A 26775-nucleotide genomic window follows, 5' to 3' on the forward strand; every position below is an offset into this window, starting at 1 on the left:
ATAGGCCGCAGCAGGTGAAGGGGCAATGACAGCGGGCTCGACTTGCGGCATGAGCCGCCCGCATGAACGCTCCCGACCCGGTCGACGATGAAACCTGCGATGGTCCCCTGCTGATCGGGCGCGTGCTCGATGGCAAGGGCGGCGCGCGGGAAGTTTCGTGGAAGCATGCGCAGGGCTGGCAGCAGGCCACGCCCACCGAGGTGCTTTGGCTTCACGTCGACCGGACCCAGCCGGAGGTTGGCGAGTGGCTGCAAACCGAATTCGGCATACCCGAGAGCATCGCCGAACTGCTCACCAGCGACGACACCCGCCCTCGCGCATTTCGCGACGGGGAGGTACTCGTGGCCACCCTGCGCGCGATCAATTTCAACCCTGGAGCCGACCCGGAAGACATGGTGTCGATGCAGCTGTGGTCCGACGGCAAGCGCGTGATCACGCTCCGCCGCCATCCGCTGCAGACCACCCGCGACATGCTCGACGAGGTCGATTCCGGTCATGGCCCCCTGGACGCCGGGGCGCTGATCACCTCGCTTGCCGAGCACATGGTCCACCGGATCAACCGCGTCATCGTCGACATGAACGACGAGATCGACCGGCTCGAGGACCTGGAATTCGCCGATGTCGACCATGAGCAGTTGCTGGCCGACGTCGTGGCGATCCGCCGCAGCGCCCTCGCCCTGCAGCGCCACATGGGCCCGGAGCACGTCGCGCTCGAATCTATCAGCCGCGATGCACCCGGCTGGTTCGAGAAGCACGACCGGCAGACGATCGGCGAGACGATTGCCCTGCTTCGCCGCTTCATCGACGATATCGACATCAGCAAGGAAAGCGCAGTCGTGCTGATGGACGAATTGCGCAGCCGCGCGCTCGCCCGGTCGGAGAAGACCAATCGTCGTCTGACTCTCGTTGCGACCGTCTTCCTGCCGCTGAGCTTTCTCGTTGGCCTGTTCGGCATCAACGTCGGCGGGATGCCGTGGGCCGACCTCGAGGGGCATCCTTACGGCTTCTGGCTGGTCACGGGCCTGTGCGCGGTGTTCGGAGGAATTATCCTGTTCCTGTTCCGCCGCTGGAAATGGCTCTGACCGTATCACCCCGGGACAGCGGCGAGGGCGGGGCGCGTTAGCCACGTCCGTTAACCGACAGCGGTTTGGCATGCCGCTAGCGCGGCTGCTCGCCATTCTCGGGAAGACTTGTCGATGTTCCGCGTACTCCGCGCCTGGGTTGCCTCATTGGCGGCGGAAGCCGCCGGCCAGGCCCGGCTGCTCGCGGCAAGCGAGGCAGTGCGGCGCGCGATCATGTGGCTGTGGCCATATGCGGGCGTGCTGGTCGGCCTCGATGTTGCGGCGCATTACGGGGACGCGACGGGTGCTGCTCTTCCTGTACAGTTCTTCATCTCGCAAGATCATAGTTTTGGTGAGGTGTTCGAGTACGCTTTAAGCGCTTCATCCGCACTCATGCTGTTCGTGCTCTGGCGCCGGCTCGGGCCGACCGCATACCTCGCCAACGCGGTCATGATGGTCTGGCTGACGCTCGACAACATGCTGGAATTTCACGAGAAGTTCGGTCACTGGGTCGCGCCGATACTGCCGTTGCCGGCGGATTTCCCGGTCGCCGCCCACCACATCGGCGAGGCGCTCTTCTTCGCACTCGCCGGCAGCATCTGGCTCGTCGGACTCGCCACCGCGCTGCTCGGCGCGAAGCCCCGCGCCGCGGTCCGCAGCCTGTTCATCGCCGCCGGTATCGGCGGCGCCGCGGTGTTCGGCGTGGCCGTCGACATGCTCGTCACCTGGGGTCCGCACACGTTGGCGATGCTCGATTTCCAGACTTGGCTCGAAGACGGCGGCGAGTTCGCCTTCCTTAACCTGACATTCCTGATGGTAGTCGGGTTCTTCCACGCTGAGCGGACCGCATGGCACACCCGATCATGCGAAATGTCAGAGCCGCAGCTCGTATAGGAATTCGTCGTCGCGGTGATTGCCGACCCAGAAGTCGATGTCCGCGACTTTCGCGAATCCGTAGCGCCCGTAGAGCCGCTGGGCGCCGAAGTTCTCGCTGTAGACGGAAAGCTGTACCGCGTCGCATCCGTGCGCGCGGGCCTCGTCGAGGGCGTGCTCCAGCAGCGCGGTGCCGATGCCACGCCCGGTCGCCTCGCTGGCGCAATAAAGCTGGCTGAGGGTCGCCGGGTGCGTTGGGCGGGGCGGCGGGCGCTCGTCGAAACCCCTGCCAAGGTAGACGGTCGAGTATCCCAGAAAGGCGCCGCTAGCATCAGCCACCGTCACGACCACATTATCGGATCGGATATCGGCAGCGAGCTTTTCTGGCGCTCGGAATGCATCGAGGAACGCGGCGAGGTCCTCGGGCCGGTAAAGATGACCGAACGCACTGGTGAAGCTCTGCCGCCCGAGTTCCACCAAGGCGTGAATGTCATCGGAGGTCGCTGTTCGCAGGATCATAGAAGCCTCCCTAGAGCGGAAAATGCTGGCCCGGCCAATGGTGCATGGTAGACCGCGACATGCGCCTGATCCTGTTCATCGCAGCGCTGCTGCTGCCGTCCGCCGCCATTGCCGAGGAGAAACCCATGACGCCGAGCTGGAGCTTAGCGATCCATGGGGGCGCCGGAACCCTGGAACGCTCGCGAATGAGTCCCGCGCAGCAGGCGGAATATAAGGCCGCCTTGCGGGCCGCGCTCGACGCTGGGGCCAAGGTCCTGCGCGAAGGTGGAACGGCGCTCGACGCGGTCACCGCGGCCATCACGATCCTCGAGGACGATCCGAAATTCAACGCCGGGCGCGGCGCGGTTTTCACCTGGGACGGCACCAACGAGCTCGACGCCTCGATCATGGACGGCAACGGCCGGCGCGCGGGTGCGGTGGCCGGATTGCGGACGGTGCGCCACCCGATCTTGTTAGCAAGGGCGGTGATGGACGACGGGCGCCATGTGTTCCTCTCGGGCAAAGGCGCCGAGGAGTTTGCCGGAGACCGCAAGCTCGAGATCGTATCGCCCGAATGGTTCGCCACCGACGAGCGCCGGCGGCAGCTCGAAGAGTTGAAGGCGAAAAATCTCTCGGCGCTCGACGTCGAGTTCAAGTACGGCACCGTCGGCGCGGTCGCCCGTGATAGTGCCGGCCACCTCGCCGCCGGTACCTCCACCGGTGGAATGACGGGAAAGCGCTGGGGGCGTATCGGGGACTCGCCCGTCATCGGCGCCGGGACCTATGCGGACGACCGCTCCTGCGCGGTAAGCGCCACGGGATCGGGTGAATACTTTATCCGGGTCGGCGTGGCTCACCAGGTCTGCAATCGCATGCTGCTCGCGGGCGAAGACATGCAGACCGCCGCCGATGCGGTGATCGCCGAGGTCGGCGCGCTGGGCGGTGATGGCGGCATCATCGCGGTTTCCAAGGATGGCGAGGCGGTGTTCAGCATGAACACCCCCGGGATGTACCGCGGCCGCGCCAACTCGGCGGGGCTCAACGAGGTAGCGATTTTTGCCGACGAATGAGGGGAGCTTCGTGCGGCCGCCACTAGGTATGGACTGGTTGCGGATCGCCCCTGTCGACCTCCTGATCTGCTACCTGTTCTACATCATCGAGAAGAACGATATTTGTCTTGATGGCGTGGTCCTTGTGTCTCCGATTGAGACTCGACAAGCGGCGGAATCCGCCTAGCGTCTCCCTCGCCGAGGGGCCGGCCCACAGGGGACACGTGAGGGTCGCCCGACTCCAGAGCCATGCCGGAGGCGCAGTTCGCGCCTGCCGTGCTTTGAGAGGGCATAAAATGAAAAAGCTGGGACTGGCTGCGCTTGGCGCGGTAGCGATGACATTTGCCGTTGGGGCATCGGCACAGGAAAAGGATCCTTACCCTTTCGACGGCGGGGATTACATGGAAGTGACCGGCATCGACATCGCCGACGGGTCCGAGCTCAAGTATGCTCAATGGCTCGCGGGCGAGTGGCGGTCGAACGAAGACTTCTTCGTCGCTCAGGGCTGGAATACCCGTTACGAGATCCTCAGCAACGTCCATCCCCGCGAAGGCGAGCCCGACATCTATCTCGTGCGGTACTTCAAGGCTTTCGTCGACAATGCCGAAGGTGAGCGTCGGCGTCAGGCGATGGCTGCACGGTACAAGCGCACCGAGGAAAAGCTGATGGAGGAATCGGCGGGCCGCGCCGCCTATCGCACGGTGGGCAGCACGACGCTGCTGCGTAATCTCCAGTGGAAGAAGTAATCTAGTGATAGCGGGGCGGACGGGTTCAGCTGAACTTGTCCGCCTTTCGCTTCCCGAAACGCATCCCACCTTCGAGCCGCGCTCGAAACTGCGCGTAATAGGCCTCGAGGAAGGCGCGTTCGTCGCCCGCCCCGGGATTCCATCCGATCTTCCGGCAGATCGCCTCGTGCACGGCGGCGAGGGCATCAGGCCGGTTATCGCGCAGTATGCGCTCCAGCGTCTGCAGCTCGTACTCGCCATAGACGGCCAGCTCGGCCTCTCCGAAGCGATAGGTCGCCCCAGTCACACGGCTCGAGCCTCGCGCACCCTCGGCGACCGACAGAATGGCCGCGAGCTTCTTGCGCGGCGCTTCGACCACCCACGTCCCTGCGACCAGGTCTCCGGCGCGCAGTGCATCCCGGTTGAAGAAGGGAAAGAAGGCGAAGACCAGAAACCACAGCAACCCCGCCATGCCGGCGGAACCGGCCTGCCCAGTCGGCGCGACCACGAGAAAGATCAGCGGCAGGAACAGTTCGATATCGCGGAGCAGGTTGCGCGCGATCACCGCTTCGGCGGTGAGGCGGCCCCCGTCCCGCGCAGCGACCCTGATGCCGGTGATCCGCTTGCCGGGAGTGGCGCCGCGCGGCGACAGCTCGAAGGCCATGAAGTAGCCGTTCCACGCGACGAACCAGAACAGCATCCAGACGACGCCTAGAAATTCACCGGAGCCCCCTTCCGCTTTCCCGGCCATCATGCTTAGCCCCCCGGCGACGTAAGCGACGAACAGGGTCACCGCGAGCGTGATGATGAGCAGGATCAGGTAATCGAGCAGCAGAGCCCCCAAGCGTGCACCGCGGGTCGCGATTTTGAAGGGCAGGGCGATGCCTTCCGGCGTAACGACCGTGCGTGCGCGCTTGGCGTCGTGCTGAAGGAGCCTGGTATTCAACGCGCGGATTGCCCCGCGGGCACGCGGCGAAAGACGAAGAAGTAGGCCAGCCAGGCTGCGAGCGTCGATCCGCCGATAATCAGCCGTTCCGACGTTTCGCCGACCAATTGGCGTGGAAATGCCTCGAGCAATGCGGCGACCACCAGCATCAGCACGACCCCCACCATGACGGTCGCGGATCGCCGTCCGGCGGCGGCGGTCGCGGCCATGATCGAGCGATCACCGGGGAAGGCCATCGCCCTCCCGACATGAAGGCCCGCTGCGCCCGCGAGCAGGATGGCGAATAGTTCGGTCGTGCCGTGGACCGATAGCCAGGCAGCGAACTCGAGAGAAAGCTCCTGGGTCGAGAATAGCCAAACCATCGCCCCGAGAGTGGCCATCTCCTTGAGCAGTAGGAGCAAGGTGGGGATCCCGAAGGCGAAGCCGAGCGCAAAGGCGAGGATCGAGACCCCGGCGTTGTTCTGGAACAGGAATGCGGCAAAGCCGGAAAGGCCCGCGGCGCTGTCCTCCGTAGCGAGCGTCTGCAGGAGTGCTTCGCGGCTGGCGCCCGGCACCCGGGTATCGGAGAACTGGCTGGGGACGAGGGTCCAGTACCATTCCTGATCCTCGCTCACGAGCAGCCATCCCGCGATCCCGCCCGCGATCATAACCGCAAGAGCGATGCAGATATCCAACCAGATGCTGCGCACGGCCGCGGATAGTCCCCCGCCGAGGAAATCTGCGAACCAGCGGGCGAACCCCTGTCGGGGCCCGTAGACCTGGAACCAGGCACGCTGGACGAGCCCCTCGAGGTAGCTCAGGGTGGCGCCGTCGAGCGATGTCTCGCGCGCCACCGCCAGGCTGGAGGCCGCGGTGCGGTAAAGCGCCGGCAAGGCGAGCACGTCGTCGTCGGAGAGGCGGCGCAGACGACCCCGCTCCATCGCTGCAACGATCGCCTCGAGCCGCGCCCACTCGCCTTCGCGGGCGATCCGGAACCTGTCCGATCGCAGGACTGCCGCTTCGAGGCTGGTGGCCGGAGAGGGTGCGTTCACCCGATCCCCCCCTTGCGCTTGATATCGAGATAGCGGTCGATCAGTCGATAGCCGATGACCTGCCAGGGGGCTTCGAGCACATCGATCCCCAACTGCCGAAGGCGCCGTAGAACGAGCGCGCGCTGGCGGGCGAGGGTATCGGCGGACACCGCGGTCGCCAAGGCGTCAAGGTTGGTGGGTTCCGCCTGCTGGAGTGCGGAAAGCTCGGTGTCCTCCATCGTCACGAAAAGGATCAGGTGGCGGTCGATCAGCCTGCCGAGGCTCTCCACCATCAGTTCCGCGCTGGTGGGATCCGTGAAATCCGAGAAAAGGACGATGAGGCTGCGCCGCTTCAGCCTTGCCGACAGCGTCGCCAGCGCGAGCGTGAAATTGGGTTCTTCGGCATGGTAATCGAGGCCGGCGGCGGCCGATTGCAGCCGGTGAAACGCACGCGTTTCGCCATAGAACGGTGTCATGACCTCGGGCCGGCGGGCGAAGCCGAACAGGCTCACCCGGTCGCCACCCTTGATCGCCACCCATGCTGCCGTGAGTGCGGCCGATACTGCGCGGTCGATCCGCGGCAGGCCGTCGACCGGCTCGCACATGGCTTGGCCGCAATCAAATGCGAACACGATCTGGTTGTTGCGCTCCGCCTCGTTCTCCCTCGCGAACAGACGGGTGTGGCGCGCGCTGGTCTTCCAGTCGAGCCGGCGCCGATCCATTCCCGGGTGGTACTCGCTCAGCGCCTCGAATTGGGTGCCTTCGCCGCGAATGCGCCGGGCAACCAGGCCGAACGCGGCGTCGCGCAGGAAATGCTGAAGCGCCGGGCTGCGCACGGGGGAGAGATCCGGCCACACGCGCACTGCCTGATCGAGCCGATGGGAGACTTGCCGCGCGCCTAGCCCGAGCGGACCAGTCCAGCGCAACCAAACGCGCGCGAGTTCGCCCTTTCCGCGCCGGTTCGGCACGATGGTCGCCGCCCCCTGCCAGGCATTGTGCGAAGGGTGTAAGCGGACCTGTGCGCGGCCCGAGCCGCCAAGACGGGGATCGAACCCGAGGCTGGCTTCCACCAGCCCGCCGCCCGATCGGCCGGCAATGTCCGCCATCACCGCAATCGCCAACTGCTCGCCAACTTCCGCGTCGGCGGGTGCGGCTACCTTCCACTCGGTCAACCGTCCGGCCAAGAGCACGTCCGCCAGGATCAGCACTAGCAGACCGAGCGCGGCGAACGGCGCAACGAGCCACGCGGCCGGCGCTGCCGCTGCAATGACCAGCGCGACGGGGGCCGCAAGCGCGGCGATCAGGACCGCCCGGGCGGTCGGCAGGATCAACGCGGCGCCTCGGTTCGCTCGATTAGCTCGGCGACGAGGTCCTCCACCAACCGGCCTTCGATCTCCGCGGCGGGACTCAGCACGAGGCGGTGACGTAGCACCGCGGTTGCGAGCGCCTTGACGTCGTCGGGTAGAACGTAGTCCCTCCCCTCGAGCGCCGCGCGGGCGCGGGCGGCGTTGGCAAGGCTCACCGCGGCGCGGGGGCTCGCGCCGTTGGAGAGATCGGCGCTCTCGCGCGTTCCCCTGACCAGCCGCACGACGTAGTCGACGACTTCTGCCGCGACCGTGATCTGATTCAACGCCTCGGTCGCGGCAGCCAGCCTGACAGCATCGGCCACATGTTCGATACCGAACTCGGCCGGCCGTGGCGGACCTTGCCGCTGGGCGAAGCGGGTAACGATCCGGGCCTCGTCCTCGACCGAGGGGTAAGGCACGATGAGCTTGAACAGAAACCGGTCGAGCTGCGCTTCGGGCAAGGGATAGACCCCCTGGCTCTCGATCGGATTTTGCGTGGCGACGACCATAAAGCGCGGCGGTAGCGAGTGCGTTTCGCCGTCGAGCGTGACCTTGCGCTCTTGCATCGCCTCAAGCAGCGCGGCCTGGGTCTTGGGAGGCGTGCGGTTGATCTCGTCGGCCAACAGCAGATCGCAAAAAATCGGCCCTCGGGTGAGCGTGAACTGGCTGGTCTGGAAATTGAACAGGTTGGAGCCCAGGATATCGCCCGGCAACAAGTCCGGCGTGAACTGGATCCGGCCGAAGTCGAGGCCCACGGCGCAGGCGAAGCACTGGGCCAAAAACGTCTTGGCGGTGCCAGGCGGTCCCTCGAGCAGGACATGGCCCTCCGCGAGCAGGGCGACGAGCAGGTGCTCGACCGTTTCCTCCTGACCGACGATCGCCTTGCCGATTTCGCTACGAATGGCAGAGGCGAGCGAGCGGACCTCGTCGAGCGTCATGGTCATCGGCGAAGTGTCCTTTCGAGCGTGTAGAGAGCGTGCGCCGCCCGAAGCGTTTCGTTCGCCCCGCGTGACTGTTCAAGCCTCGCGACGAGAGCGGAATAGGAAAGTTCGTCTGGCCGTCGGGCAAGGGCCGCGTCGATTGCCGACGCGTCGGAACCCCGCAGCCCGAGGACCGCGGCGAGCCTTCGACCGACCAGCCCGGCGTACGGACGTGCCAGCAAATGATAGCGCCGGCTCCGCCGGACTAGACCTGCGGAGTTCGAGGCCAACTGCGTCTTGCCGAACGCGATCTCCGGCACTTCCGCGAACGGCGGCCCGAAGCGTCCGAACGCCCGCCAGCCGACCGCGACTAGAGCGGCGATGAGGCACAGTGTTGCCGCCAGGAAGGGCGGAGCGAACGCCAACGTGAGCAAGTTGCGCTGTCCGCCCAGCCCCGCCAGGGTCAGATCGAAGATCACGGGAATGTCCTGCCCCTCGCGGGCAATATCAACCAGTCGGGCAGCGAGCATCGCGCGGTTGCGCTCCGCAAGGCCGTAGTTGTTGAGGATATCGGGCTCGAAGACGACCATGACCGTCCACCGCCTGCCATCGCAATCCTGCTCGTCCGGCGTGTCGTAGCCGGCGGCAGTGTCGAGCACGGGGTAGCACCCGTCGTCGTCCGTGTAGGCGACAAGGTCTCGACCGGACGAATCCCTCACCACGCCTGCCCACAATCCGTCGCGCAGGGCTTGCACCCGGGAGCGATCGGGTAGGCGGCCCGCCAATTCGCCCGTCCCGCGCCAGTCCGGGATGGTGCTCTCGGCAAGCGTCTCGATGCTTACGTCCATCTCGAGCGCATCGTCGAGTTCGCCCGCCCAGGGGGGCGTTTGCGCGCTGATGAGCGAGACCCAGCCACCGCGTCCGTCCTTGGTGCCCGGCGGTAGCGGGGCGGCGAACCACTTCGGCAGAATCAGGAGGGTAGGCCCCTGGTATCGCCGGCCCTCGATAACCTCGATGATGTCGTCGGGGTCGGCGGACATCGTTGGGGTCAAGATCAGAAGCGCTTCGTCGCCGAACCGGGCCGGGGTGCGCGACAGCGAAACGCTGTGGCCCTGTTTCTGCAACAGATCGGCAAGCCCGGCATAGCCAGTCAGGCCGTGCCCGGCCGCGTGCGCCTGCCCGTTCTCAGGCCCCGGACCTGTGTCTCCTTGCCCGATGAACCACAGCATCGCCAGAAAGGCCACGGCCCCGAACACGATCACAGCGAGCACTGTACGGGGATTGAAAACCCCGCTCATACCGCCTGGGGCAGTGTGGCGAGAGCAAATTCTGCATAGGCCGCGCGTGCCGCTTGCCAGTCGTCGCGGTCGAGCGATCGCAGGGCGAAGAGACTCCGTTCGACGCGGGTGGCAATGGTGCCGAAGGCGGCGCGCGCGGAGTCCGTCAGCGCGCTTAGAGCCGACAGCTCGCGCGCGGTGGTGGCGGGTTCGACGAGATCGGGCCGGACATCGGCGATCTGGCCGATGCTGCGCTGGAGCAGCAGGTGAGTGGCCTCGTCGTAACGCCCATCAGCGGCCAGCCGGTCCGCATCCTCGAGTAGAGCTAGGGCGGCACCGGCGTCAGGCGTCCAGTCGGCTTCCTCAGCGCCCGCTTCGCCCGGGCGCGGCCGCCAGCCGAGTGCGGGCGCGAGCATGCGCCACAAGAGCAACAGGGCAGCCCCGACGCCGATCGCCAGAAGCACCCATTTGAATACCGGCCAACTCAGCCCCAGCGCTCGGCCCAGGGGTTCGAGGAGGCTGCCGAGCCATTCGAAGAAGGCGTCGAGCCAGCTTGGCGGCTCGCGGGGTTCGGGCGGCGCCACTTCGACCGGAGTGAACTGGATCGCCTCGTCGGCGCGGACGGCTTCCCAGGCCTCGCCCGCTTCGCCGATTTGCTGAGCCCCCGTCGTCACCGTGCGGTGGTGACACGCCGCGTGCTACGAGACAACTACCCCCGCACCCGCTCCTGCGGGTATGTGCCGAGAATGCGCAGCTCCTTGCAGTGGAACGCCAATTCCTCGAGCGCCCGGTCGACCGGCGCGTGGCCGGGTTTGCCGATTATGTCCGCGAAGAACATCGTCGCGGAGAAGCTCGCCCCTTGCTGATAGCTTTCGAGCTTGGTCATGTTGACGCCGTTGGTGGCGAAGCCGCCGAGCGCCTTGTAGAGCGCTGCGGGCACGTTTTTCACCTCGAACACGAACGTCGTGATCGTCGGCCGGGCGATGGTCGCGGGCTCCAGCGGCTCGGGCGCCAGCGCCAGGAAGCGCGTGGTGTTGTCGGGCGCGTCCTCCACATCGTTGTCGATGATCCGAAGCCCGTAGAACTCGGCGGCGAGGGGGGGCGCGATCGCGGCGATGCCAGGGTCTCCGCGCTCGGCGACGAAAGCGGCCGCGGCGGCCGTGTCGGCGTAGCTCAGCGGCACGATGCGGCGCTCGCGCAAGTAGCGGCGCGACTGCCCCAAGGCCTGGGGATGGCTGTAGGCGGCCTCGAACGGGCCGGGACCCAGCGCCATCAGCGCGTGGTTGATGCGCAGGAAATGCTCGCCGACGATGCTGAGCCCGCTTTCGGGCAGGAGGAAGTGAATGTCCGCCACCCGGCCGTGCTGGCTGTTCTCGATCGGGATCGCGGCGCACGCGGCACGTCCGGCCTTCACCGCATCGATCGCGTCCTCGAAGCTGAAGCAGGGTAGCGGCAACCCGTCGGGACGCATTTCGAGCGCCGCGCGATGCGAGTTGGCCCCCGGCGCTCCCGAGAACGCGATGGCGCGGGCAGGGTCGGCAGCGGCCGCCGTCTGCATCGCTTCGACCATCGAGCGGGCGGGAGCGGGAAAGCTGTCCATCGTCGCGCGGCGGGTAGCTGTGCATCATTCGCGGGGCAAGTCGCATCGGAACCCTTGCGCCGGCACGGTCGTCTCACTAGAGCGCGGCGCAAACCCGCACCTTCCATTCCAAAAACGCGGATAGCTTAACGCATGGACGACCGTTTCAACACCGCCGCCGGCTGGGTTCTGTTCTCCGGCATCGTCGCGCTCGGCCTATCGAGCGTGAGCGCGAAGTACTTCGAAGCCGACAAGCCCCATCGCCCTCACCACATGGGCTTCGTGCCCGAAGGCGTGGTCGAGGAAGGCGAAGGCGGGGCCGACGAGGGACCTGGCCTTGCTGCGCTCCTCGCGAGCGGCGATGCCGCTGCGGGCGAGAAGGCCGCGACCGGCCGCTGCGGAACCTGCCACACGTTCGACCAGGGCGGCGCGGTCAAGCAGGGCCCGAACCTGTTCGGCGTGATGGGCAAGCCGATCGGCAAGCATGCAGCCGGCTTTGCCTACTCGAGCGCCCTGTCGGGGCATGGCGGCGATTGGTCTTACGAGAACATGGACGCCTGGCTTTCGAACCCGAAGGCTTTCGCCCCAGGCACGAAAATGAGCTTCGCAGGCCTGTCCAACGGGCAGGACCGCGCGAACATCATCCTGTACCTGCGCCAGCAGGGCGGCGGGCCGGCACTGCCGACTCCCGAGGCGGCTGCACCCGCCGGAGAGGAAGCCGAAGCCGCCGCTGCCGGCGACCCGAGCGCAACCGCCGGGCCGGCGGCGAAGCCAGGCCAGGAAGCGGCCGGCGCGGTGGCCAATCCGGTCGGCGACCAGCCCACCCAGACCAACAAGGGCGAGAACTAGGCCGGTTCCGCCTCCTCTTCGCGAGGCGCCTGCCGCTCGCCCTTGAATCCCTGGGCGATTACGTACCACTCGCTGGAGCCTTTGCGGCTCGCGGGCGGCTTGGCGTGCTTCACGGTGCGAAAATGCTTTTTGAGCAGCGCCAGGATCTCGGCGTCGGTGCCGCCGGCGAAGACCTTGGCGACGAACGTGCCGCCGGGTGCGAGGTGTTCGACCGCGAACCAGACCGCCGCCTCGACCAGGCCCATCGTGCGCAGGTGATCCGTTTGCTTATGACCGACCGTATTGGCGGCCATGTCCGACAGCACCAGATCCGGCAGCCCGCCCAGCGCCTCGGTTAGCGCCGCGGGCGCGGCGTCGCCCATGAAGTCCATTTCCAGCAAGGTTACGCCGTCGATGGGCTCGGTCGGCAACAGGTCGATGCCAATGACAGTAGCCTTGGGGCGCATCTTCCGCACCACCTGCGCCCAGCCGCCGGGCGCCACCCCGAGGTCGATGATGCGGTTGGCGCCTTTGAGAACGGCGAACTTCTCGTCCAGCTCGATCAGCTTGTAAGCCGCCCGGCTGCGATAGCCTTCGGCCTTGGCCTGCCGCACATACGGATCGTTGAGCTGCCGCGAGAGCCAGCGGTTGGACGAAGCGGTCCGGCCGCGCGCGGTCTTAACCCGCTTGCCGACGTCCTTGCCGCCGCGCGGCATCAAACGTTGCAGGGGGCAGGGTTGCCCGCCATCAGGCTGCGCAGGATACCCTCGCGAATGCCCCGGTCCGCTACGCCCAGGCGGTCGGCCGGCCAGATGTCGAGGATCGACTCGAGAATGGCGCAGCCGGCAACGACGAGGTCGGCCCGATCCGGCCCGATGCAAGGGAGCGTGCGGCGTTGCTCGAGCGACATAGCCGACAGCTTGTCGCTGATCTGGCGCATAGCCACCGAGGGCACGATCAATCCATCAACGGCCCGGCGATCGTATTGCGGCAACCCCAGATGCAGGCTGGCGAGCGTGGTCACGGTACCGCTGGTGCCGAGCAAACGGATGTCCTCGGCGCCACCTGCGTCTTGGATCCGCCCGGCGAAGGGAGCGAAGCTGTCCGAGACCAGCATCCGCATCCGGGCGTACCGCTCCAGGCGCGCCGCCTCGTCGTCGCCCTCGGGGCGCCCGACGGTGTCGGTAAGCGAAACGACGCCCCACGGAACGCTGGCCCAGTCGATGATGTGGGGTACCCGCTCGCCGGGCTCGATCAGCACCAGTTCGGTCGATCCGCCTCCGATATCGAAGATCACCGCGGGGCCGTGGCCCTGCTCGAGAAGGATATGGCAGCCGAGAACGGCCAGGCGCGCCTCCTCCTGCGCTGAGATTATGTCGAGCGCGATCCCGGTCTCGGCGCGGACGCGCTCGATGAAGTCCGCGCCGTTCTCGGCGCGCCGGCAGGCCTCGGTCGCCACCGACCGCGCAAGGAAGACGTTGCGCCTCTTGAGCTTCTCCGCGCAGACCTGCAGGGCGCCGAGCGCGCGGTCCATCGCCGCTTCGCTCAGTCGCCCGCTGGCCGCTAGCCCTTCGCCCAGGCGGACAACCCGGCTGAAGGCGTCGATCACCGTGAAGTGTTCGCCTTCGGGCCGCGCGATCAGCAACCGGCAGTTGTTGGTGCCCAGATCGAGGGCCGCGTAGGCCTGCCGCCGCGGCGACCCGGGTCCGGTGGCATGCCGCGTCATATCGTCGCGGCCCGGGAGTGACTTGCCGTTGCTTCGGGCTTCAGACTGTGCGGGGCGCTTGTAGCGAAAATCGGCTACCTTGCCGGACGTTTTGCCCCGTTTGATGCCAGTCTTCCTGCCGAGGCTCCTTTGTCCGTCCGGCGGAGATTGATCCGCCATTACAACGCTTTCTGTTCCTCTCGCGGGCAGAGTGATAAATCCCACGAGGACCTGACGCCCACGCTAGCGGCGAGTCAGCGGAACGGCAAGCGGGGCGCGCAGCCGGCCATGCGCGGCGCCCTTGACCTCATGCTCACGCGAAACTAAGTGCGCCCCCTCGCCAGCGGGCCGGTGCCCGCGCGCCGATGCCCCGTCCTCTAATGGTAAGAGAGCGGACTCTGACTCCGTCAATCAAGGTTCGAATCCTTGCGGGGCATCCAATCACTTGACGACTCCTTGTGCGGCCCCCCGCCGCCGCCTATCGGCGAGCCAATGACAGATAGAGAAGAGCGCGACCTTCAAGGGCGCAAGTTTTACGGTGCCGACCAGGAAGCGGCGTTCAGCGAAAAGGCCAGTCCGGATACGCCGCAGACGAGGCATCCGGCCTATCGGCTCGCGTTCCAGGACACCGATTTCCTCCTTCGCCAGGAACTGCGCCCGGTCCGCTTCCAGCTCGAATTGCTGAAGCCCGAGATGCTGCTCGACGAAGCCGGGGTCGGCTCGACCCTGGTGATGTACGGTTCGGCCCGGATACCTTCGCCCGACCACGTCGATGCGCTGCTGAAGAATGCGAGCGACGACAACCGCGTCATCGCCGAGCGGCTGGCCGAGAAGGCCAAGTATTACGACGAGGCTTATCGCCTTGCGCGGATGGTGAGCGAGCGCGCCATTATCCAGGAAGGGAAGCGCCAGTTCGTGATCTGCTCGGGTGGCGGACCTTCCATCATGGAAGCCGCGAACCGCGGCGCAAGCGATGCCGGCGCCGAATCGATCGGGCTCAACATCGTGCTTCCGCACGAGCAGGCGCCGAACCAGTACGTCACGCCGTACCTGAGCTTCCAGTTTCACTACTTCGCGCTGAGGAAGATGCACTTCCTGCTTCGGGCGAAGGCGGTGGCGGTGTTCCCGGGCGGTTTCGGTACGTTCGACGAGTTCTTCGAGCTTCTCACGCTGGTGCAGACCGGCAAGATCAGGCCGATGCCGATCCTGCTGTTCGGCAAGGATTTCTGGACGCGGGTAATCGACTGGGAAGCGTTCGCGGAAGAAGGGGTGATCTCGAAGGCGGATCTCAATCTCTTCCGCTGGTGCGAGACCGCCGATGAGGCCTGGGGCCACATCAAGGCCTTCTACGAACTGAAGGACTAGTTCCGCACCGCTTGGTGACCGAGCGGGCCGTTGCCCGCCCCGAAGCCGGGAGCGGCCTGGATGGCGCGCCGAGTGAACTGACGCCCGATACGGACCGCATGCTCCAGCGGCTGCCCGTAGCCGAGCAGTGTGGCGATCGCCGCCGACAGCGTGCAGCCGGTACCGTGGGTGTGGCGGGTATCGATCCGCGGATCGTCGAACGCCACGGCGCGAGTGTCGCCCGGGCCGACGAGCAGGTCGATCACCCGCGCATCTTCGGTATGGCCACCCTTGGCGAGCACGTGGCAGCCGAACTCTTCGGCCAAGGCCAGGGCGGCGCCGGTGATCTGGTCGGTGTCGCGCAGGGTGCGGCGGGCCAGATGCTCCAGCTCCGGCAGGTTGGGCGTTATCACTGTCGCGCGCCGGAAAAGCCGCTCCTTCATCGCGGCGATGGCCTCTTCGGCGATCAGGGGCGCACCCGAAGTCGCGATCATGACCGGGTCGAGGACGATCGGCACCGTGACCGAGCTCAGCGATCCGGCGACCGCTTCGATGATCTCGATGTCGTGCAGCATGCCGATCTTGATCGAGTCCACCCCGATGTCGTCGACACACGAGGCGATTTGCTCCGCCACCACGTCGCCGCTGAGCGGAGCGATCGCCTGGACGCCGACGGTGTTCTGCGCGGTTACCGCGGTAATCGCGGTCATTGCGTAGCCACCCAGCATCGCGATAGTCTTGATGTCGGCCTGGATACCCGCGCCGCCCGAGCTGTCGGAGCCGGCGATCGCAAGCACGCGGGGCGGCGCGTTCACCCCTTGAACTTCCGTTCGGTGCTGGGCGGGTACTTGTCTTGCAGCTTTTTGGCGCGGGTGGGGCGGTCCATCAGTTCGCCGCCGCAATTGGGGCAGCGGTCGTCGAGCGCCTCGGCGCAGTCGGCGCAGAAGGTGCATTCGAAGCTGCAGATGAACGCGCCGGGCGTGTCAGCCGCAAGATCGTTGCCGCACCGCTCGCAGTCGGGCCGCATCTCGAGCATCAGACCGCCTCTCTCACCGCGTCACAGATGGCATCGACCACTTGCTCGACCTGCCGCGCGTCGTCGCCTTCGGCCATCACGCGGATGAGCGGTTCGGTGCCCGAGGCGCGGATGACCAGGCGCCCACGGCCGGCAAGCTCCGCCTCGCCAGCGGCGATGGCGTCCTTCACCCGCGGGTTTTCCAGCGGCGCGCCGCCGGCATAGCGGACATTCTTGAGGAGCTGCGGGACGCGGTCGAACTGGTGCAGCAACTCGCTCGCCGGTTTACCCGAGCGGACCAGCGCGGCGAGGACGTTGAGCGCGGCCACTGTGCCATCGCCGGTGGTCCCGTGGTCAAGCAGGATCATGTGGCCCGATTGCTCGCCGCCAAGGTTGAAGCCGCCCTCGCGCATTCGTTCGAGCACGTAGCGGTCGCCGACCTGGGTGCGTTCGAGGGTGAGCCCGAGGGCGTGCAGGAAACGCTCGAGCCCGAGGTTCGACATGACCGTCGCGACCACGCCCGCGCCCTTGAGCAGCCCGTCGCGCTGCATGCCGAGCGCGATGAGCGCCATGATCTGATCGCCGTCGACCGTCTCGCCCTTTTCGTCGACGACGATCAGCCGATCGGCGTCACCGTCGAGCGCTAGGCCGATGTCGGCGCCTTCCTCGACCACCTTGGCCTTGATCGCCTCGAGCGAAGTGCTGCCGACGTCCTTGTTGATGTTGATGCCGTTGGGCGAGATCCCGAGCGGGACGATCTTCGCGCCGAGTTCCCAGATTGCACTGGGTGCGACCTGATATGCTGCACCATTCGCGCAATCGAGCACTACTTTGAGATCATCGAAGCGTATTTCGGCCGGAATCGAGCGCTTGATTGCATGGATATAGCGCCCACGGGCGTCCTCGATCCGCCTCGCGCGGCCGACATGCGGCGCGTCGGCCAGCACCGGCTCTTCGGCCAAGAGCGCCTCGATCGCCAGCTCATCGGCGTCGGAAAGCTTGAATCCGTCAGGGCCAAACAGCTTTATCCCGTTGTCTTCAAAAGGATTATGGCTGGCGCTGATCATCACGCCGAGGTCGGCCCGCAACTCGCGCGCGAGCAGCGCGATCGCCGGGGTCGGGAGCGGGCCAGTCATGACGACGTCCATCCCCACGCTGGTAAACCCGGCAACGAGCGCACTCTCCATCATGTAACCCGACAACCGCGTGTCCTTGCCGATCACGACTCGATGGCGGTGGTCGCCGCGGAGGAAGTGACGGCCGGCCGCCTGGCCCACTTTCATGGCGACCGCAGCCGTCATCACCCCTTCGTTGGTGCGTCCCCGAATGCCGTCGGTGCCGAAGAACTTGCGTGTCATGTAGCTGTGCCGGGACCTTCTCTTGCCGAAAATGCCATGGCGGGAAGCCTTTGCGTTGTCACTAGGCCGTGAGACGCTATCAAGCGAGCAATGAACCAGACGATCGAGCAAAGGGCCAGCGGCCCGCAACTGATTAGTGTGCGGATACCGGCGGGTTGGACGCTGGCCGGGCTTGTCGCCGGAATCGTGGTGGGCTTCGCCCTTACCCGGACGAGTGTGCTCGAGCCGGCGCTCGCGATCGCCAAGCCGGTGGGCACCCTCTGGCTGCGCGCGCTGCAGGTGACCATCGTTCCGCTGGTGGCCTCGCTCCTCGTTCTCGGCATTTCTCGCATGGCCGAAGCCGCGCGCGCCGGTGCCGCGGCCCGACGAATGATCGGCTGGATCTTTGCCATCCTGCTGTTCTCCGGCACCATGAGTGTGCTGATCACTCCGGCACTGCTAACGCTATTTCCGCCGCCAGCGGCCGCGTCCGGAGTGCTGTCCGCTGCCGGCCAGGCACAGGAAGTGCCGAGCCTCGGGGCCTTCATCGAATCGCTAATCGCGCCCAACGTGGTCGCGGCAGCCGCCGAGACGGCCATGCTGCCCCTCACCTTGTTCTTCGCCGCGTTCGCGCTCGCTCTGGCCAGCCTTCCAGCAGATCAGCGCGAGTTGCTGGTGGGCTTCTTCCGCGCCGTCGCGAATACCATGCTGCGCATTATTGGCTGGGTCTTGTGGATCGCGCCGGTGGGTGTGTTCGCCCTTGCCCTCGCGGTCGGAGCCGCGAGCGGGGGAGCAGCGTTCGCAACCCTCATTCACTACATCCTGATGGTCGTCGCGGTCGGCACTGTAGTGTTCGTCGCCATGTTCATGTTGACGTGGCTAGGCGGCGGAATCGGGCCGGCGCGCTTTGCGAGGGCGCTGATCCCGGCACATGCCGTGGCCCTTTCGACCCAAAGCTCGCTCGCGAGCTTGCCGGCGATGCTCGATACAGCGCGGCGATTACATCTGCACGAGGAGACCGCGGAATTCGTGCTCCCGCTCGCTGTCGCGGTGTTCCGCGCGACCAGCCCCGCAATGAACCTCGCCGTCGCCATCTACGTGGCCCACCTCGCTGGCGTTGAGCTGACTCCGGCCGCCTTGGCCGCGGGGGTTGCCGTTGCGTTCGTCATTGCGATCGGCTCGGTAAGCCTGCCTGGTACGATCAGCTTCGTGGTGTCCGTGGGCCCGATCGCCCTTGCCATGGGCGCACCGATCGGGCCCCTCGCCCTTTTGGTTGCAGTCGAGATGCTACCGGACCTCATGCGGACGGTAGGCAACGTCACCGCCGACGTGGCACTTGCGACGGTAGTCGACCGGGGCGAAAAATCCGGGCCCGTTCTGCAACCCTGAGCCCGCCTCGCGCGTTGCGGGAGAGAGCGACCGCTCACCCATTTTCCCTGACCGGAGATTTTCATGGCTTTTCAAGTCACGCCGCTGCCCTACGCGGACACCGCGCTGGAGCCGGCGATCAGCGCGAAGACGCTGAGCTACCACCACGGCAAGCATCACAAGGCATACATCGACAAGACCAACGCCGCAGTCGCCGGTACGGCGTTGGCCGACTCCGACCTCGAAGCGGTTATCGCCGAAGCCCGTGGTAGCAATGGAGCGCTATTCAACAACGCCGCGCAGAGTTGGAACCACGGGTTCTATTGGCATTCGCTGTGTGAGAGTCCGGCTGAGGTGACCGGTGAGTTGGCAGGGAAGATGGAGGCCGCTTTTGGTTCGTTCGACGACCTGAAGACGCAGTTGAAGGAGCGTGGCGCGGGTCATTTCTCGAATGGCTGGGTCTGGTTGCTAGAGCGTGGTGGCCGCCTTGAGATCGGCGAGACGCATGATGGCGACACTTTTGCCGACCAGGATGCCAATCCGCTCCTGGTGGTGGACCTGTGGGAGCACGCCTATTACCTCGACCACCAGAATCTGCGGCCGGCCTATCTTGCGGCGGTGATCGACAGCAAGCTCAACTGGGAGTTCGCCGCCGAGAACCTCGCGCGCGGAACGACCTGGAAATACCCGGCGTAACTGGATGCTAGCCCGAAGCCCCGGCCGGTCCAGGGTCTACATCGGATCCGGGATCGGGGCCTTCGACAGGAAATAGGGGCTCGCCGAAGACGAAGCCTACGAGATTCGGCCGGCCCACATGATCGAAGAAGGCCGTGAGGGTCAGCAGGATCGGCACCGACAGAAGGCCGCCGAAGACGCCCCAGATCCATGAAAAATAGCTCAGCGCGATGAGGATGAGGACCGGATTCATCGTGAAGCGGGCGCCGAGTATGGACGGCGTCACGACGTTCGACTCGACGGCATGGAGTCCGAGATAGGCCGCGGCGGGGATGATCCCGAGCAGGGCGGTATCCGCGGTCCCGACCCCGAACAATGCCAGGATGGCCACCATTATGAGCGGTCCAATGTAGGGGATGAAGTTGAGGATCGCGGCCAGACCGCCCCACATGACCGGAGCTTCCAAGCCGAAGGCCCAAGCGCCGAGCGCGACTACGACACCCACTGCTGCGTTGATCCACGTCACCGTCAGAATGTAGGCGGCGACCCTGTCCTGCACGTCGCGAATAACTCGGGCGGCCTTGAGGCTCGCCCCAAAGTCGCTCCGTTCGAGCAGCAGACGCCGCCGCATCCGAACCCGCGCCTCCACCATGAAGAACGTCATCAGGACCGTGAGCAGGGTTTCGAGAACCACGCTGGGCGTCGCGTAGGCAAACTGCTCAAGGGCGGAGGGGCCTGCGAGGACCACTTCGTTGCCGGACTGGCCGGTGAGATCAGACAGCCGGTCGTTGGCTTGGGCCAGCCAAGCAAACTGACGCTGGAGTTCGGTGAAGCGCTGGCCAAGCTGATCGATGATCGCCGGTAGCGAGTCGAACAGGGTGATCGCCGGCTGGAGAATCAGAATACCAGCCAGCGCGACGGTAGCTATCATTACCAGCAGCGCGATAAGCGAGGCGAGCACGTTCGGCAGGCCCCAACCCGCCAGCTTGTCCGCCAGCGGCGAAAGCACGATCGTCAGGATCAAGGCGGTCACGAGAGGAAGGAAGACGACCGAACCGATCGACAGGACGAACGGTAGTGCGAGGAACAGGCCCAACCCGAGGATAACGACAAGCGCCGATATCAGCCGCAGTTCCTGAGCGGCGAACGTCATCCGCGCCGTACGGCCGGAAGGGCGGCCCGTGCGCGGCAGCGCGTCCGGTTCGCTACCGGTCGTAGTCCGCGCTTCATTCATGATGTTCAAAACCCCCTGCACTCGGGAGCGAGTCTGCCGCGAAGGAAGGAAGGGTGCAAGCCGCTAGCGGGTCGGCTCACTGACGCCATTGCCCGCGGCCACGACGTCGAGTTCCTCGAGGATCGCGCGGTGAGCACCTGCGTCGTCGATCGAGCGCTTGGGCATGGAGCCATCTTCGAGCATCGTAGTGAGCGCGGCCCTGGCACGGCCTACCCGGCTCTTGATCGTACCCACAGCACAGCCACAAATCTCGGCCGCTTCCTCGTAGGAGAAGCCGCCCGCGCCAACTAACAGGAGAGCCTCGCGCCGCTCGGGCGGTAGCGTAAGCAGGGCGCGGCGCATGTCGCTGAGATGGATCGGCTCTTCCTGGCCGGCCGGCGCCGTCAGGATGCGCTCGGCGACAGATTCGTCGTAGTCCCCGCGGAAGCGGTTGCGCCGCATGTCGGTCAGATACGCATTGCGGAGTATGACGAAGGTCCACGCCCGCATGCTGGTGCCCGGCTCGAACCGCTCCTGCGCGGCCCACGCCTTCAGCAAGGTTTCCTGAACGAGGTCGTCGGCCATGTCCGGGCGGCCGCACAGGCCGCGCGCGAAAGCGCGGAGATGCGGTACCACCTCGGTCAGTTCGCGTTTGAAATCGGCCTCGTCGGAGGCCGTCCGCTGTGGGTCGGCCATCAGCTCTTGCTGTCCAGCTTCGACAACAGATCCTTTAGACTGTCCGGCAGCGGCTCGTGCGCCACGGAATCGTATAGTTGACGCAAGCCCGAAGCCCATCCTGGTGCCTGGTTCTGTTTATTCTTTCTCACGGTCGAATTCTTGCCTAGCCCCCCGCGCGGCGACTTGCCGGTTGATCGCTTGTCCAATGCCGTTCCCGCCCCAATGTGGTGATCCCTACGGAAAAGTCCCGCGCGCGCGCGAAAACCCGTCCTGGTGATGGACCTATAAAGCGGGGAACGAAGGTTGCGCGCCTTTGTTCCCTTCTCACTTCCGCGGTATCGACTAGGCCGGGACAGAAATCGAAGGGGCGGGGGCATCGCTTTGCAAGTGACCGACCAAAACCGGCGCCGTACGCGGCGATGGCTGGTCTCTTATCCACGCGCCACGCCGCTGACGATTTTCATGCTGATCGTCGCGATCACAGCGCTCAGCGTCTTCGCCATCGAGCGCGGCGAGAACCGCCGCGAGGAAGCCGAACTATCCGAAACCGCCCAATCTATCGCCTCGGCGATCGAACGGCGCGGCAACACGTCGTCGGCATATCTTCGTGCCGGCGCGGCGCTGTTCAGCACTGTCGAGCGAGTGCCGGCCACTCTGTTTCACCGCTTTGTAAGCGAACTGCGCCTCGACTCCGACTACCGCGGAGCGGAGGGCGTCGGGTGGGCAGAGGTGATTTCGTCCAACGAGATCGACGAGTTCGAACTGCGTACTAGCGCCGAGGTAGCAGGCATGCCGAGAGTGCGCCCCCGCCCGCAAGGTGGCCGGGGTCAGTTGCTTCCGGTCACCTTCCTGCAGCCCGACACGGCACGAAACCGGCGTGCGCTGGGCTACGACATGTACTCCGATCCAGTCCGTCGTGCCGCCATGGACGAGGCCGAGCGGGCGATGCGTCCGACAGCGAGCGGCCGAGTTCTGCTCATCCAGGACGATTCCCCTGGGTTCCTGATCTACATGCCAGTGTTCGACCAAGTCGACGGAACTCGCCGCCTCAAGGGATTCATCTACAGCCCCTTCGATGCCCGCGACTTCCTGGAGTCTGCGGTGCAGCAAAGTAACGACAGCGGGATGGGCGTACGCCTCCATGATGGGAGCGACAGCGATCCTTCGGCGTTGCTGGCAGAGATTGAGCCCGCCAGCCGAAGCGGGCGCACTATTACTCAGATCGTCACTATCGCCAACCGGCCAATGCTGCTCACGGTCGAATCAACCCGCGGCGAAACATTGTCCATGCTGTCGATGCTGACGCTGCTGTTCGGTCTCTTAGTGGCGAGCTTGCTGATGGTGGTGGCCCGGTTGCTGACCCAGCAAGCGGTCGAGGACCAGGCCTCGCTCGACTGGCTGGCGGAGCAGAATTCCATCCGCGACACGCTCACCCGAGAACTCAATCACCGGGTAAAGAACACGCTGGCCAACGTGCTTTCGATCGTCAGCCTGACCCGCCGTCGCGCGACCAGCCTCGACGAATTCGCCGAAGGTCTCGACGGGCGCATCCGCGCGCTGTCGGCGACGCACGATCTTCTCACCCAGTCGGACTGGAGCACCACGCCGGTGCGATCCGTGGTCGAAGCGGAGCTCGCGCCCTATGCTCGCTCCGAGGGCGCGATCGAACTGGCTGGCCCCGAGGTCGAGCTTGCCCCCAACGATGCACTGTCGCTCGGATTGGCGATACACGAACTGGCTACCAACGCCAGCAAGTACGGGGCGCTATCCGCGCCCGGCGGGAAAGTGCGCGTGACATGGGCGTTGGACCGGCCGGATCTCGCCAGCTTGCGCTGGGTGGAAAGCGGCGGTCCGCCCGTCCCCCCACAACGCTCGCGCGGGTTCGGGACCGATCTCATCGAAAAGATCGTGGCTCACGAGCTTCGTCACCCGGTGGATCTCAGGTTCGAGGAAACTGGCGTGTCGTGTACATTGCATGTGCCGGTGCGGTCACCGAGCGAGTTCGAAATTCGCGCACGGAGGCGCGCACGGCCCTCATAAAGGAAAGGCCCGCCACAAGCGGATTTGAACTAGGCTATCGGCACACTTCGCCGATTATCCGAGCGGACGGCTGGACCCGAAGAACAGCGCCTGGCTGATCGCCGCGCGAACGGTCGATTCTTGGAATGGCTTGGTGACCAGATAAGTGGGCTCCGGGCGATCGCCGGTAAGCAGCCGCTCGGGGTAAGCCGTGATGAAGATCACCGGTACGCTGTCGATCGCGAGGATGTCGTCCACGGCATCCAGCCCCGAAGAGCCGTCGGCAAGTTGGATGTCGGCGAGCACCAGTCCCGGAGTGCGCTCGGCCACGACTTCCTGGGCTTGCGTACGAGTTGCCGCGGTCCCGCAGATTTCGTGCCCTAGCGAGCGGACGAGATCCTCGAGCTGCATCGAGATAAGCGGTTCGTCTTCGATAATCAGAACGCTCGTGGTCGATTCGCGATCGATTTCATCGACCGCTTCCTGGACCATCGTTTCCACGTCCCGAGGGTCCATCTCCATGATTTCAGCGGCGTCGGACACCGAGAAATCCTCGAGCGTGGTGAGTAGCAGCGCCTGACGGTTAAGCGGCGTGATCGTACGCAGGCGATCCTGGGCGGCATTCTCGTGGTGGGAGTCGGCCTCGGCATCGGCCACCTCGAGGTAGGCGCTCGACCACACTTTATTGAAGGCTTTGTACAGGGGCACCCGACCACCAGCGAGCGACTGTTTCACCTCATCGTCGGCCAAGGCGGCTTCTAGCGTGGCGCGTACGAACGCGTCGCCTGTGTGCTGTGAGCCAGTTAGCGCGCGCGCGTAGCGGCGCAGATATGGCAGGTTAGCGGCGACTTGATCCCCGAGCGACATGCAATCCCTTCCGTCAATTTCTGCGCACAGAACGTGGCCCCGCGCCTATGGTTCCGCTGCGGCTTTGACAAGCGCCCTACGGGCATCCCGGTCACAATCGCGCATGGCCTGTGGGTTGGATAGGGTGATGGAGAAGACGAACGAACGCGGCTGCGCTAGCGCCTATTGAGTTCAAGGATATTGAGGGATTTCAACGCTGATGTGTCGCGATGCGAAGATTTGCAAAAAAGTTTGAACGGGGTGGGAACGCTGCTGGGGGTGGGGCATTTTACCTTTGTCACCGCCGAGACCCCCCCTCCCGTCCAAGCGGCTGGTGATACGATCCCGAAGGGCCTCCGCTCTGTAAGCAGAGCGGAGGCCTTTTTTTGTTCGGGCGAGACGTTGAGGATGTGGTTCTCAATACCCACTTCGTAGCTATGACGAGCGAACGAGACAAAGCCGCTGGCGAATTTCGTCGCATGATCAAATGGGTTGCGCTGGCGGGCGTGGCGATGGTCATTGCCGCTCTCGTTTATCTGCGTCTGGTGGGGGAATGGAGCCCGCACGCAGTCGTCGCGACCGTTCTGGGGGTTTTCTTCTCGGTATTGCTGGGCAGCGGCCTGTTCGCCCTGGCGTTCTTCAGCGACAAGAGCGGCCACGACGCGTCCGCCAGCCGGAGTGCCAGGCGGGACGACGAATAAGCGTCAGCTCAACGCATGCTTGATGCGCGCGAGGAGGCCCGCTCGCGGCGGCCGGCGCAGCGCTGCGATCAGCTCTGCATGGTCGTACGGTTTCTCAAGCACTGGTCCGAGCTCCGCAATCTCGGAAGGTATGTCTTGCGGGGAGCCGGTCGAGAACACGATCCGCGGAGGGTTGGGCCCAACCGAATTGACGAGTTCTGCGATCGCCCAGCCGTCGTCGCGATCGGCCAGGTGGATGTCCAGCACCATCGAGTCCGGCTTGTGATCGCGCAAAGCAGCGAGCGCCTCCGCGGTCGTCGTGCAGATCGTCACCGACTTGGCACCGGCGTCGAGCAGCGAGCCTTCTAGAGCTACCGCGATCAGTGCATCGTCTTCGACGAGCAGAACGTCACCCAGCGCCCGCCTGGTCTTTCCCTCGGATGCTGCTTTCGCCAAGTCGCCCGTCTCCCTGCGCCGTAAGGCATCATAGCCTCTTCAAGCACTATGCGAACAGCGCCCATTACCGGCGGTTCCACCGGCTTCTTCGAATTGCGCTACCCCGTGTCGTCCACGCCACCAAAGTGGCTTCAGAGGGTCTTTCCGTACACGACATACTCGCGATTCACCCTGCTCTCGATTGCCTCCGCGATCGCGACCATCCCCTGATTGTCGTCGAGAATCCATCCGATCTCGCCCCTTTGGGCTCCGTAGCGAGATACGGCATTTCGCCGGATATGCTCGATCATCATGAACGCCAGTTGGCTTGCCATGCGCGAGGATTGTAGCTTCTTGCGCACACCCATGAGTGGCACGCGCATGGTGCGCACCTTTGGCCGGCGTAGCCACCATAGCAATTTGACCCAACCGAACGGGAGGAGCCTGCCCTGAAGCGGAGCGAGCACCTCGTTCAAGTTCGGCAATGTCATCATGAAAGCGACGGGCTCCCCATCGTATTCGGCGATCATGATGAGATCCTCGAAAACGATGGGTTTGAACTTCTTGCCCGCGTAAGCGATTTCCGCCTCGGTAAAGGGCACGAAGCCCCAGTTATCCGACCAGGCATCGTTCAAGATCTCGAGGATCAGCCTTGCTTCGGCGTCAAAGTGTTTCTTGTCGACGTTGCGGATGCGGATGCGTTCATTCCGCTCCCCGGCCGATACTATCCGCTGGATCAGCGGGGGAAATTCCCGGGTGACATCGAGTTCGTAGGTCAGGAGCGATTTCGCGGGCTTGTAGCCGCCGGCGCTTTTGATCCAGTCGGCATAGTCCTTCTTTTGGTGCCCCATCATCACCGTCGGTGGGTGGTCGTGTCCGCGGACGAGTTGCCCCGGTTCTTCCCAGATCGACATGCTCAACGGGGCAAGAACTCGGGTCATTCCACGAGCGCGAAGCCAGGCCTCTGCCCGCGCTATGAGCTCGTGCGCGACTTCCTCATCCTCGGCCTCAAGCAAGCCCCAATTGCCGGTACCGGGCCCCATTCCCTGCTCGGCAGGCTGCGACAGGGCGAGACGGTCGATGTGGGCAGAAATGCGGCCAACCACCCGGCCATGCTCGCGAGCAAGCATGAGCTGGACATCCGCGTGCTCGAAGAACGGATTGCTGCCCGGAGTGATGAGCTCCGACGCCTCGCTGCGCAGCGGCGCCACCCAGTTCGGGTCTTTGCCATTGAGGCGATAACTCAGATCTACGAAATCGCGCCGGTCCCGCTTGCTGGTGACTGGAGTGACCTCTATCTTCCGCATCGATCGCTCCGCCCTCGTTCATCCCGGGTCGAGTGCAACAC

General features: G+C 65.3%; 29 protein-coding genes and 1 tRNA gene. 11 read left to right on the forward strand and 19 right to left on the reverse strand.

All coding sequences use genetic code 11. The annotated features are described in order from the left end of the window. Nucleotides 1–62 precede the first annotated feature (62 nt). The gene (locus ACWPM1_RS03495) at nt 63–1082 is read left to right on the forward strand and encodes a zinc transporter ZntB (protein ID WP_455693449.1); all 1020 of its coding nucleotides are present in this window, start codon (nt 63–65) and stop codon (nt 1080–1082) included. A 114-nt stretch (nt 1083–1196) separates the two neighbouring features. Next, nucleotides 1197–1955 (forward strand): hypothetical protein, encoded by a 759-nt coding sequence (locus tag ACWPM1_RS03500; protein WP_455693450.1) that lies wholly within the window; start codon nt 1197–1199, stop codon nt 1953–1955. Here ACWPM1_RS03500 and ACWPM1_RS03505 read toward each other — a convergent pair. Then, nucleotides 1935–2453, reverse strand: a complete 519-nt coding sequence (locus ACWPM1_RS03505) for an N-acetyltransferase family protein (RefSeq protein ID WP_455693451.1) — start codon at nt 2451–2453, stop codon at nt 1935–1937. The two genes, ACWPM1_RS03500 and ACWPM1_RS03505, sit on opposite strands and share 21 nt — an antisense overlap. Nucleotides 2454–2497: 44 nt before the next feature. Here ACWPM1_RS03505 and ACWPM1_RS03510 point away from each other — a divergent pair, with 44 nt between their 5' ends. Both ACWPM1_RS03510 and ACWPM1_RS03515 read left to right on the forward strand, forming a co-directional pair. Beyond that, nucleotides 2498–3502, forward strand: a complete 1005-nt coding sequence (locus ACWPM1_RS03510; RefSeq protein ID WP_455693452.1) for an isoaspartyl peptidase/L-asparaginase family protein — start codon at nt 2498–2500, stop codon at nt 3500–3502. A 275-nt stretch (nt 3503–3777) separates the two neighbouring features. After that, nucleotides 3778–4227 (forward strand): hypothetical protein, encoded by a 450-nt coding sequence (locus ACWPM1_RS03515; protein WP_455693453.1) that lies wholly within the window; start codon nt 3778–3780, stop codon nt 4225–4227. Between the two features lie 25 nt (nt 4228–4252). On the opposite strand, the gene ACWPM1_RS03520 is transcribed toward ACWPM1_RS03515, so the two are convergent. From ACWPM1_RS03520 to ACWPM1_RS03550, 7 genes are read right to left on the reverse strand one after another with little or no spacing between them, the layout of a single operon-like run. Further along, the gene (locus ACWPM1_RS03520; RefSeq protein ID WP_455693454.1) at nt 4253–5152 is read right to left on the reverse strand and encodes an RDD family protein; all 900 of its coding nucleotides are present in this window, start codon (nt 5150–5152) and stop codon (nt 4253–4255) included. Next, on the reverse strand, nt 5149–6183 hold the full coding sequence (locus tag ACWPM1_RS03525; protein ID WP_455693455.1) for a stage II sporulation protein M: 1035 nt from the start codon (nt 6181–6183) through the stop codon (nt 5149–5151). Before ACWPM1_RS03525 ends, ACWPM1_RS03520 begins: the two co-directional genes overlap by 4 nt. Beyond that, nucleotides 6180–7493 (reverse strand): DUF58 domain-containing protein, encoded by a 1314-nt coding sequence (locus ACWPM1_RS03530; protein ID WP_455693456.1) that lies wholly within the window; start codon nt 7491–7493, stop codon nt 6180–6182. The genes ACWPM1_RS03525 and ACWPM1_RS03530 overlap by 4 nt, the downstream gene beginning before the upstream one ends. Then, complete coding sequence (locus ACWPM1_RS03535) at nt 7490–8452, reverse strand: AAA family ATPase (protein WP_455693457.1); 963 nt, start codon at nt 8450–8452, stop codon at nt 7490–7492. The genes ACWPM1_RS03530 and ACWPM1_RS03535 overlap by 4 nt, the downstream gene beginning before the upstream one ends. Next, on the reverse strand, nt 8449–9726 hold the full coding sequence (locus tag ACWPM1_RS03540; protein ID WP_455693458.1) for a DUF4350 domain-containing protein: 1278 nt from the start codon (nt 9724–9726) through the stop codon (nt 8449–8451). Before ACWPM1_RS03540 ends, ACWPM1_RS03535 begins: the two co-directional genes overlap by 4 nt. Next, a complete protein-coding gene (locus ACWPM1_RS03545; protein ID WP_455693459.1) occupies nt 9723–10379 on the reverse strand; it encodes a hypothetical protein in 657 nt (218 codons plus the stop codon). Before ACWPM1_RS03545 ends, ACWPM1_RS03540 begins: the two co-directional genes overlap by 4 nt. 35 nt (nt 10380–10414) lie before the next feature. Further along, nucleotides 10415–11305: a prephenate dehydratase gene (locus tag ACWPM1_RS03550; RefSeq protein ID WP_455693460.1), complete on the reverse strand. Its 891-nt coding sequence runs from the start codon at nt 11303–11305 to the stop codon at nt 10415–10417. 132 nt (nt 11306–11437) lie between these two features. Between ACWPM1_RS03550 and ACWPM1_RS03555 the strand changes: the two genes are divergently transcribed. Further along, nucleotides 11438–12133 (forward strand): c-type cytochrome, encoded by a 696-nt coding sequence (locus tag ACWPM1_RS03555; protein WP_455693461.1) that lies wholly within the window; start codon nt 11438–11440, stop codon nt 12131–12133. On the opposite strand, the gene ACWPM1_RS03560 is transcribed toward ACWPM1_RS03555, so the two are convergent. Then, nucleotides 12130–12828, reverse strand: a complete 699-nt coding sequence (locus ACWPM1_RS03560) for an RlmE family RNA methyltransferase (RefSeq protein ID WP_455693462.1) — start codon at nt 12826–12828, stop codon at nt 12130–12132. The two genes, ACWPM1_RS03555 and ACWPM1_RS03560, sit on opposite strands and share 4 nt — an antisense overlap. Continuing rightward, nucleotides 12828–13997, reverse strand: a complete 1170-nt coding sequence (locus ACWPM1_RS03565; RefSeq protein WP_455693463.1) for a Ppx/GppA phosphatase family protein — start codon at nt 13995–13997, stop codon at nt 12828–12830. Before ACWPM1_RS03565 ends, ACWPM1_RS03560 begins: the two co-directional genes overlap by 1 nt. Nucleotides 13998–14183: 186 nt before the next feature. On the opposite strand from ACWPM1_RS03565, the gene ACWPM1_RS03570 reads away from it, so the two are divergent. Together ACWPM1_RS03570 and ACWPM1_RS03575 are read left to right on the forward strand one after the other, a co-directional pair. Next, nucleotides 14184–14257: transfer RNA gene (locus ACWPM1_RS03570), tRNA-Gln, on the forward strand. A gap of 52 nt (nt 14258–14309) precedes the next feature. Continuing rightward, entirely contained in the window at nt 14310–15182 is an 873-nt protein-coding gene (locus ACWPM1_RS03575; RefSeq protein ID WP_455693464.1) for an LOG family protein, read from the forward strand. Here the strand turns inward: ACWPM1_RS03575 and thiD are convergent. The 3 genes from thiD to glmM are packed head-to-tail and all read right to left on the reverse strand — an operon-like array spanning nt 15179 to nt 17534. Further along, on the reverse strand, nt 15179–15976 hold the full coding sequence (gene thiD, locus ACWPM1_RS03580) for a bifunctional hydroxymethylpyrimidine kinase/phosphomethylpyrimidine kinase (RefSeq protein ID WP_455693465.1): 798 nt from the start codon (nt 15974–15976) through the stop codon (nt 15179–15181). The genes ACWPM1_RS03575 and thiD overlap by 4 nt on opposite strands. Beyond that, nucleotides 15973–16197, reverse strand: a complete 225-nt coding sequence (locus ACWPM1_RS03585) for a DUF1272 domain-containing protein (protein WP_455693466.1) — start codon at nt 16195–16197, stop codon at nt 15973–15975. The genes thiD and ACWPM1_RS03585 overlap by 4 nt, the downstream gene beginning before the upstream one ends. Next, nucleotides 16197–17534 (reverse strand): phosphoglucosamine mutase, encoded by a 1338-nt coding sequence (gene glmM / locus ACWPM1_RS03590; RefSeq protein WP_455693467.1) that lies wholly within the window; start codon nt 17532–17534, stop codon nt 16197–16199. Before glmM ends, ACWPM1_RS03585 begins: the two co-directional genes overlap by 1 nt. A 90-nt stretch (nt 17535–17624) precedes the next feature. Between glmM and ACWPM1_RS03595 the strand changes: the two genes are divergently transcribed. Both ACWPM1_RS03595 and ACWPM1_RS03600 read left to right on the forward strand, forming a co-directional pair. After that, nucleotides 17625–18902 carry a dicarboxylate/amino acid:cation symporter gene (locus ACWPM1_RS03595; RefSeq protein WP_455693468.1) on the forward strand — a complete coding sequence of 426 codons (1278 nt, stop codon included), beginning with the start codon at nt 17625–17627 and terminating at the stop codon, nt 18900–18902. A 63-nt stretch (nt 18903–18965) separates the two neighbouring features. Beyond that, nucleotides 18966–19577: a superoxide dismutase gene (locus tag ACWPM1_RS03600; protein WP_455693469.1), complete on the forward strand. Its 612-nt coding sequence runs from the start codon at nt 18966–18968 to the stop codon at nt 19575–19577. A gap of 7 nt (nt 19578–19584) precedes the next feature. On the opposite strand, the gene ACWPM1_RS03605 is transcribed toward ACWPM1_RS03600, so the two are convergent. Genes ACWPM1_RS03605 through ACWPM1_RS03615 form a run of 3 tightly spaced genes read right to left on the reverse strand, consistent with a single transcriptional unit; the run spans nt 19585 to nt 21824 of the window. After that, complete coding sequence (locus ACWPM1_RS03605; protein ID WP_455693470.1) at nt 19585–20811, reverse strand: AI-2E family transporter; 1227 nt, start codon at nt 20809–20811, stop codon at nt 19585–19587. A 42-nt stretch (nt 20812–20853) separates the two neighbouring features. After that, nucleotides 20854–21465, reverse strand: coding sequence for a sigma-70 family RNA polymerase sigma factor (locus ACWPM1_RS03610; RefSeq protein WP_455693471.1), 612 nt, complete (start codon nt 21463–21465; stop codon nt 20854–20856). Beyond that, entirely contained in the window at nt 21465–21824 is a 360-nt protein-coding gene (locus ACWPM1_RS03615) for a NepR family anti-sigma factor (protein ID WP_455693472.1), read from the reverse strand. The genes ACWPM1_RS03610 and ACWPM1_RS03615 overlap by 1 nt, the downstream gene beginning before the upstream one ends. A gap of 10 nt (nt 21825–21834) precedes the next feature. On the opposite strand from ACWPM1_RS03615, the gene ACWPM1_RS03620 reads away from it, so the two are divergent. Then, nucleotides 21835–23487: a CHASE domain-containing protein gene (locus tag ACWPM1_RS03620; protein ID WP_455693473.1), complete on the forward strand. Its 1653-nt coding sequence runs from the start codon at nt 21835–21837 to the stop codon at nt 23485–23487. A gap of 54 nt (nt 23488–23541) precedes the next feature. Here ACWPM1_RS03620 and ACWPM1_RS03625 read toward each other — a convergent pair whose 3' ends face one another. Beyond that, nucleotides 23542–24333 carry a response regulator gene (locus ACWPM1_RS03625; protein ID WP_455693474.1) on the reverse strand — a complete coding sequence of 264 codons (792 nt, stop codon included), beginning with the start codon at nt 24331–24333 and terminating at the stop codon, nt 23542–23544. A gap of 458 nt (nt 24334–24791) precedes the next feature. On the opposite strand from ACWPM1_RS03625, the gene ACWPM1_RS03630 reads away from it, so the two are divergent. Further along, a complete protein-coding gene (locus ACWPM1_RS03630; protein WP_455693475.1) occupies nt 24792–25013 on the forward strand; it encodes a hypothetical protein in 222 nt (73 codons plus the stop codon). Between the two features lie 3 nt (nt 25014–25016). On the opposite strand, the gene ACWPM1_RS03635 is transcribed toward ACWPM1_RS03630, so the two are convergent. Both ACWPM1_RS03635 and ACWPM1_RS03640 read right to left on the reverse strand, forming a co-directional pair. After that, nucleotides 25017–25448 carry a response regulator gene (locus ACWPM1_RS03635; RefSeq protein ID WP_455693476.1) on the reverse strand — a complete coding sequence of 144 codons (432 nt, stop codon included), beginning with the start codon at nt 25446–25448 and terminating at the stop codon, nt 25017–25019. A gap of 131 nt (nt 25449–25579) precedes the next feature. Then, nucleotides 25580–26734: an N-acetyltransferase gene (locus ACWPM1_RS03640; protein WP_455693477.1), complete on the reverse strand. Its 1155-nt coding sequence runs from the start codon at nt 26732–26734 to the stop codon at nt 25580–25582. Nucleotides 26735–26775: the final 41 nt, after the last annotated feature.

Source organism: Tsuneonella sp. HG249 (assembly GCF_053819205.1).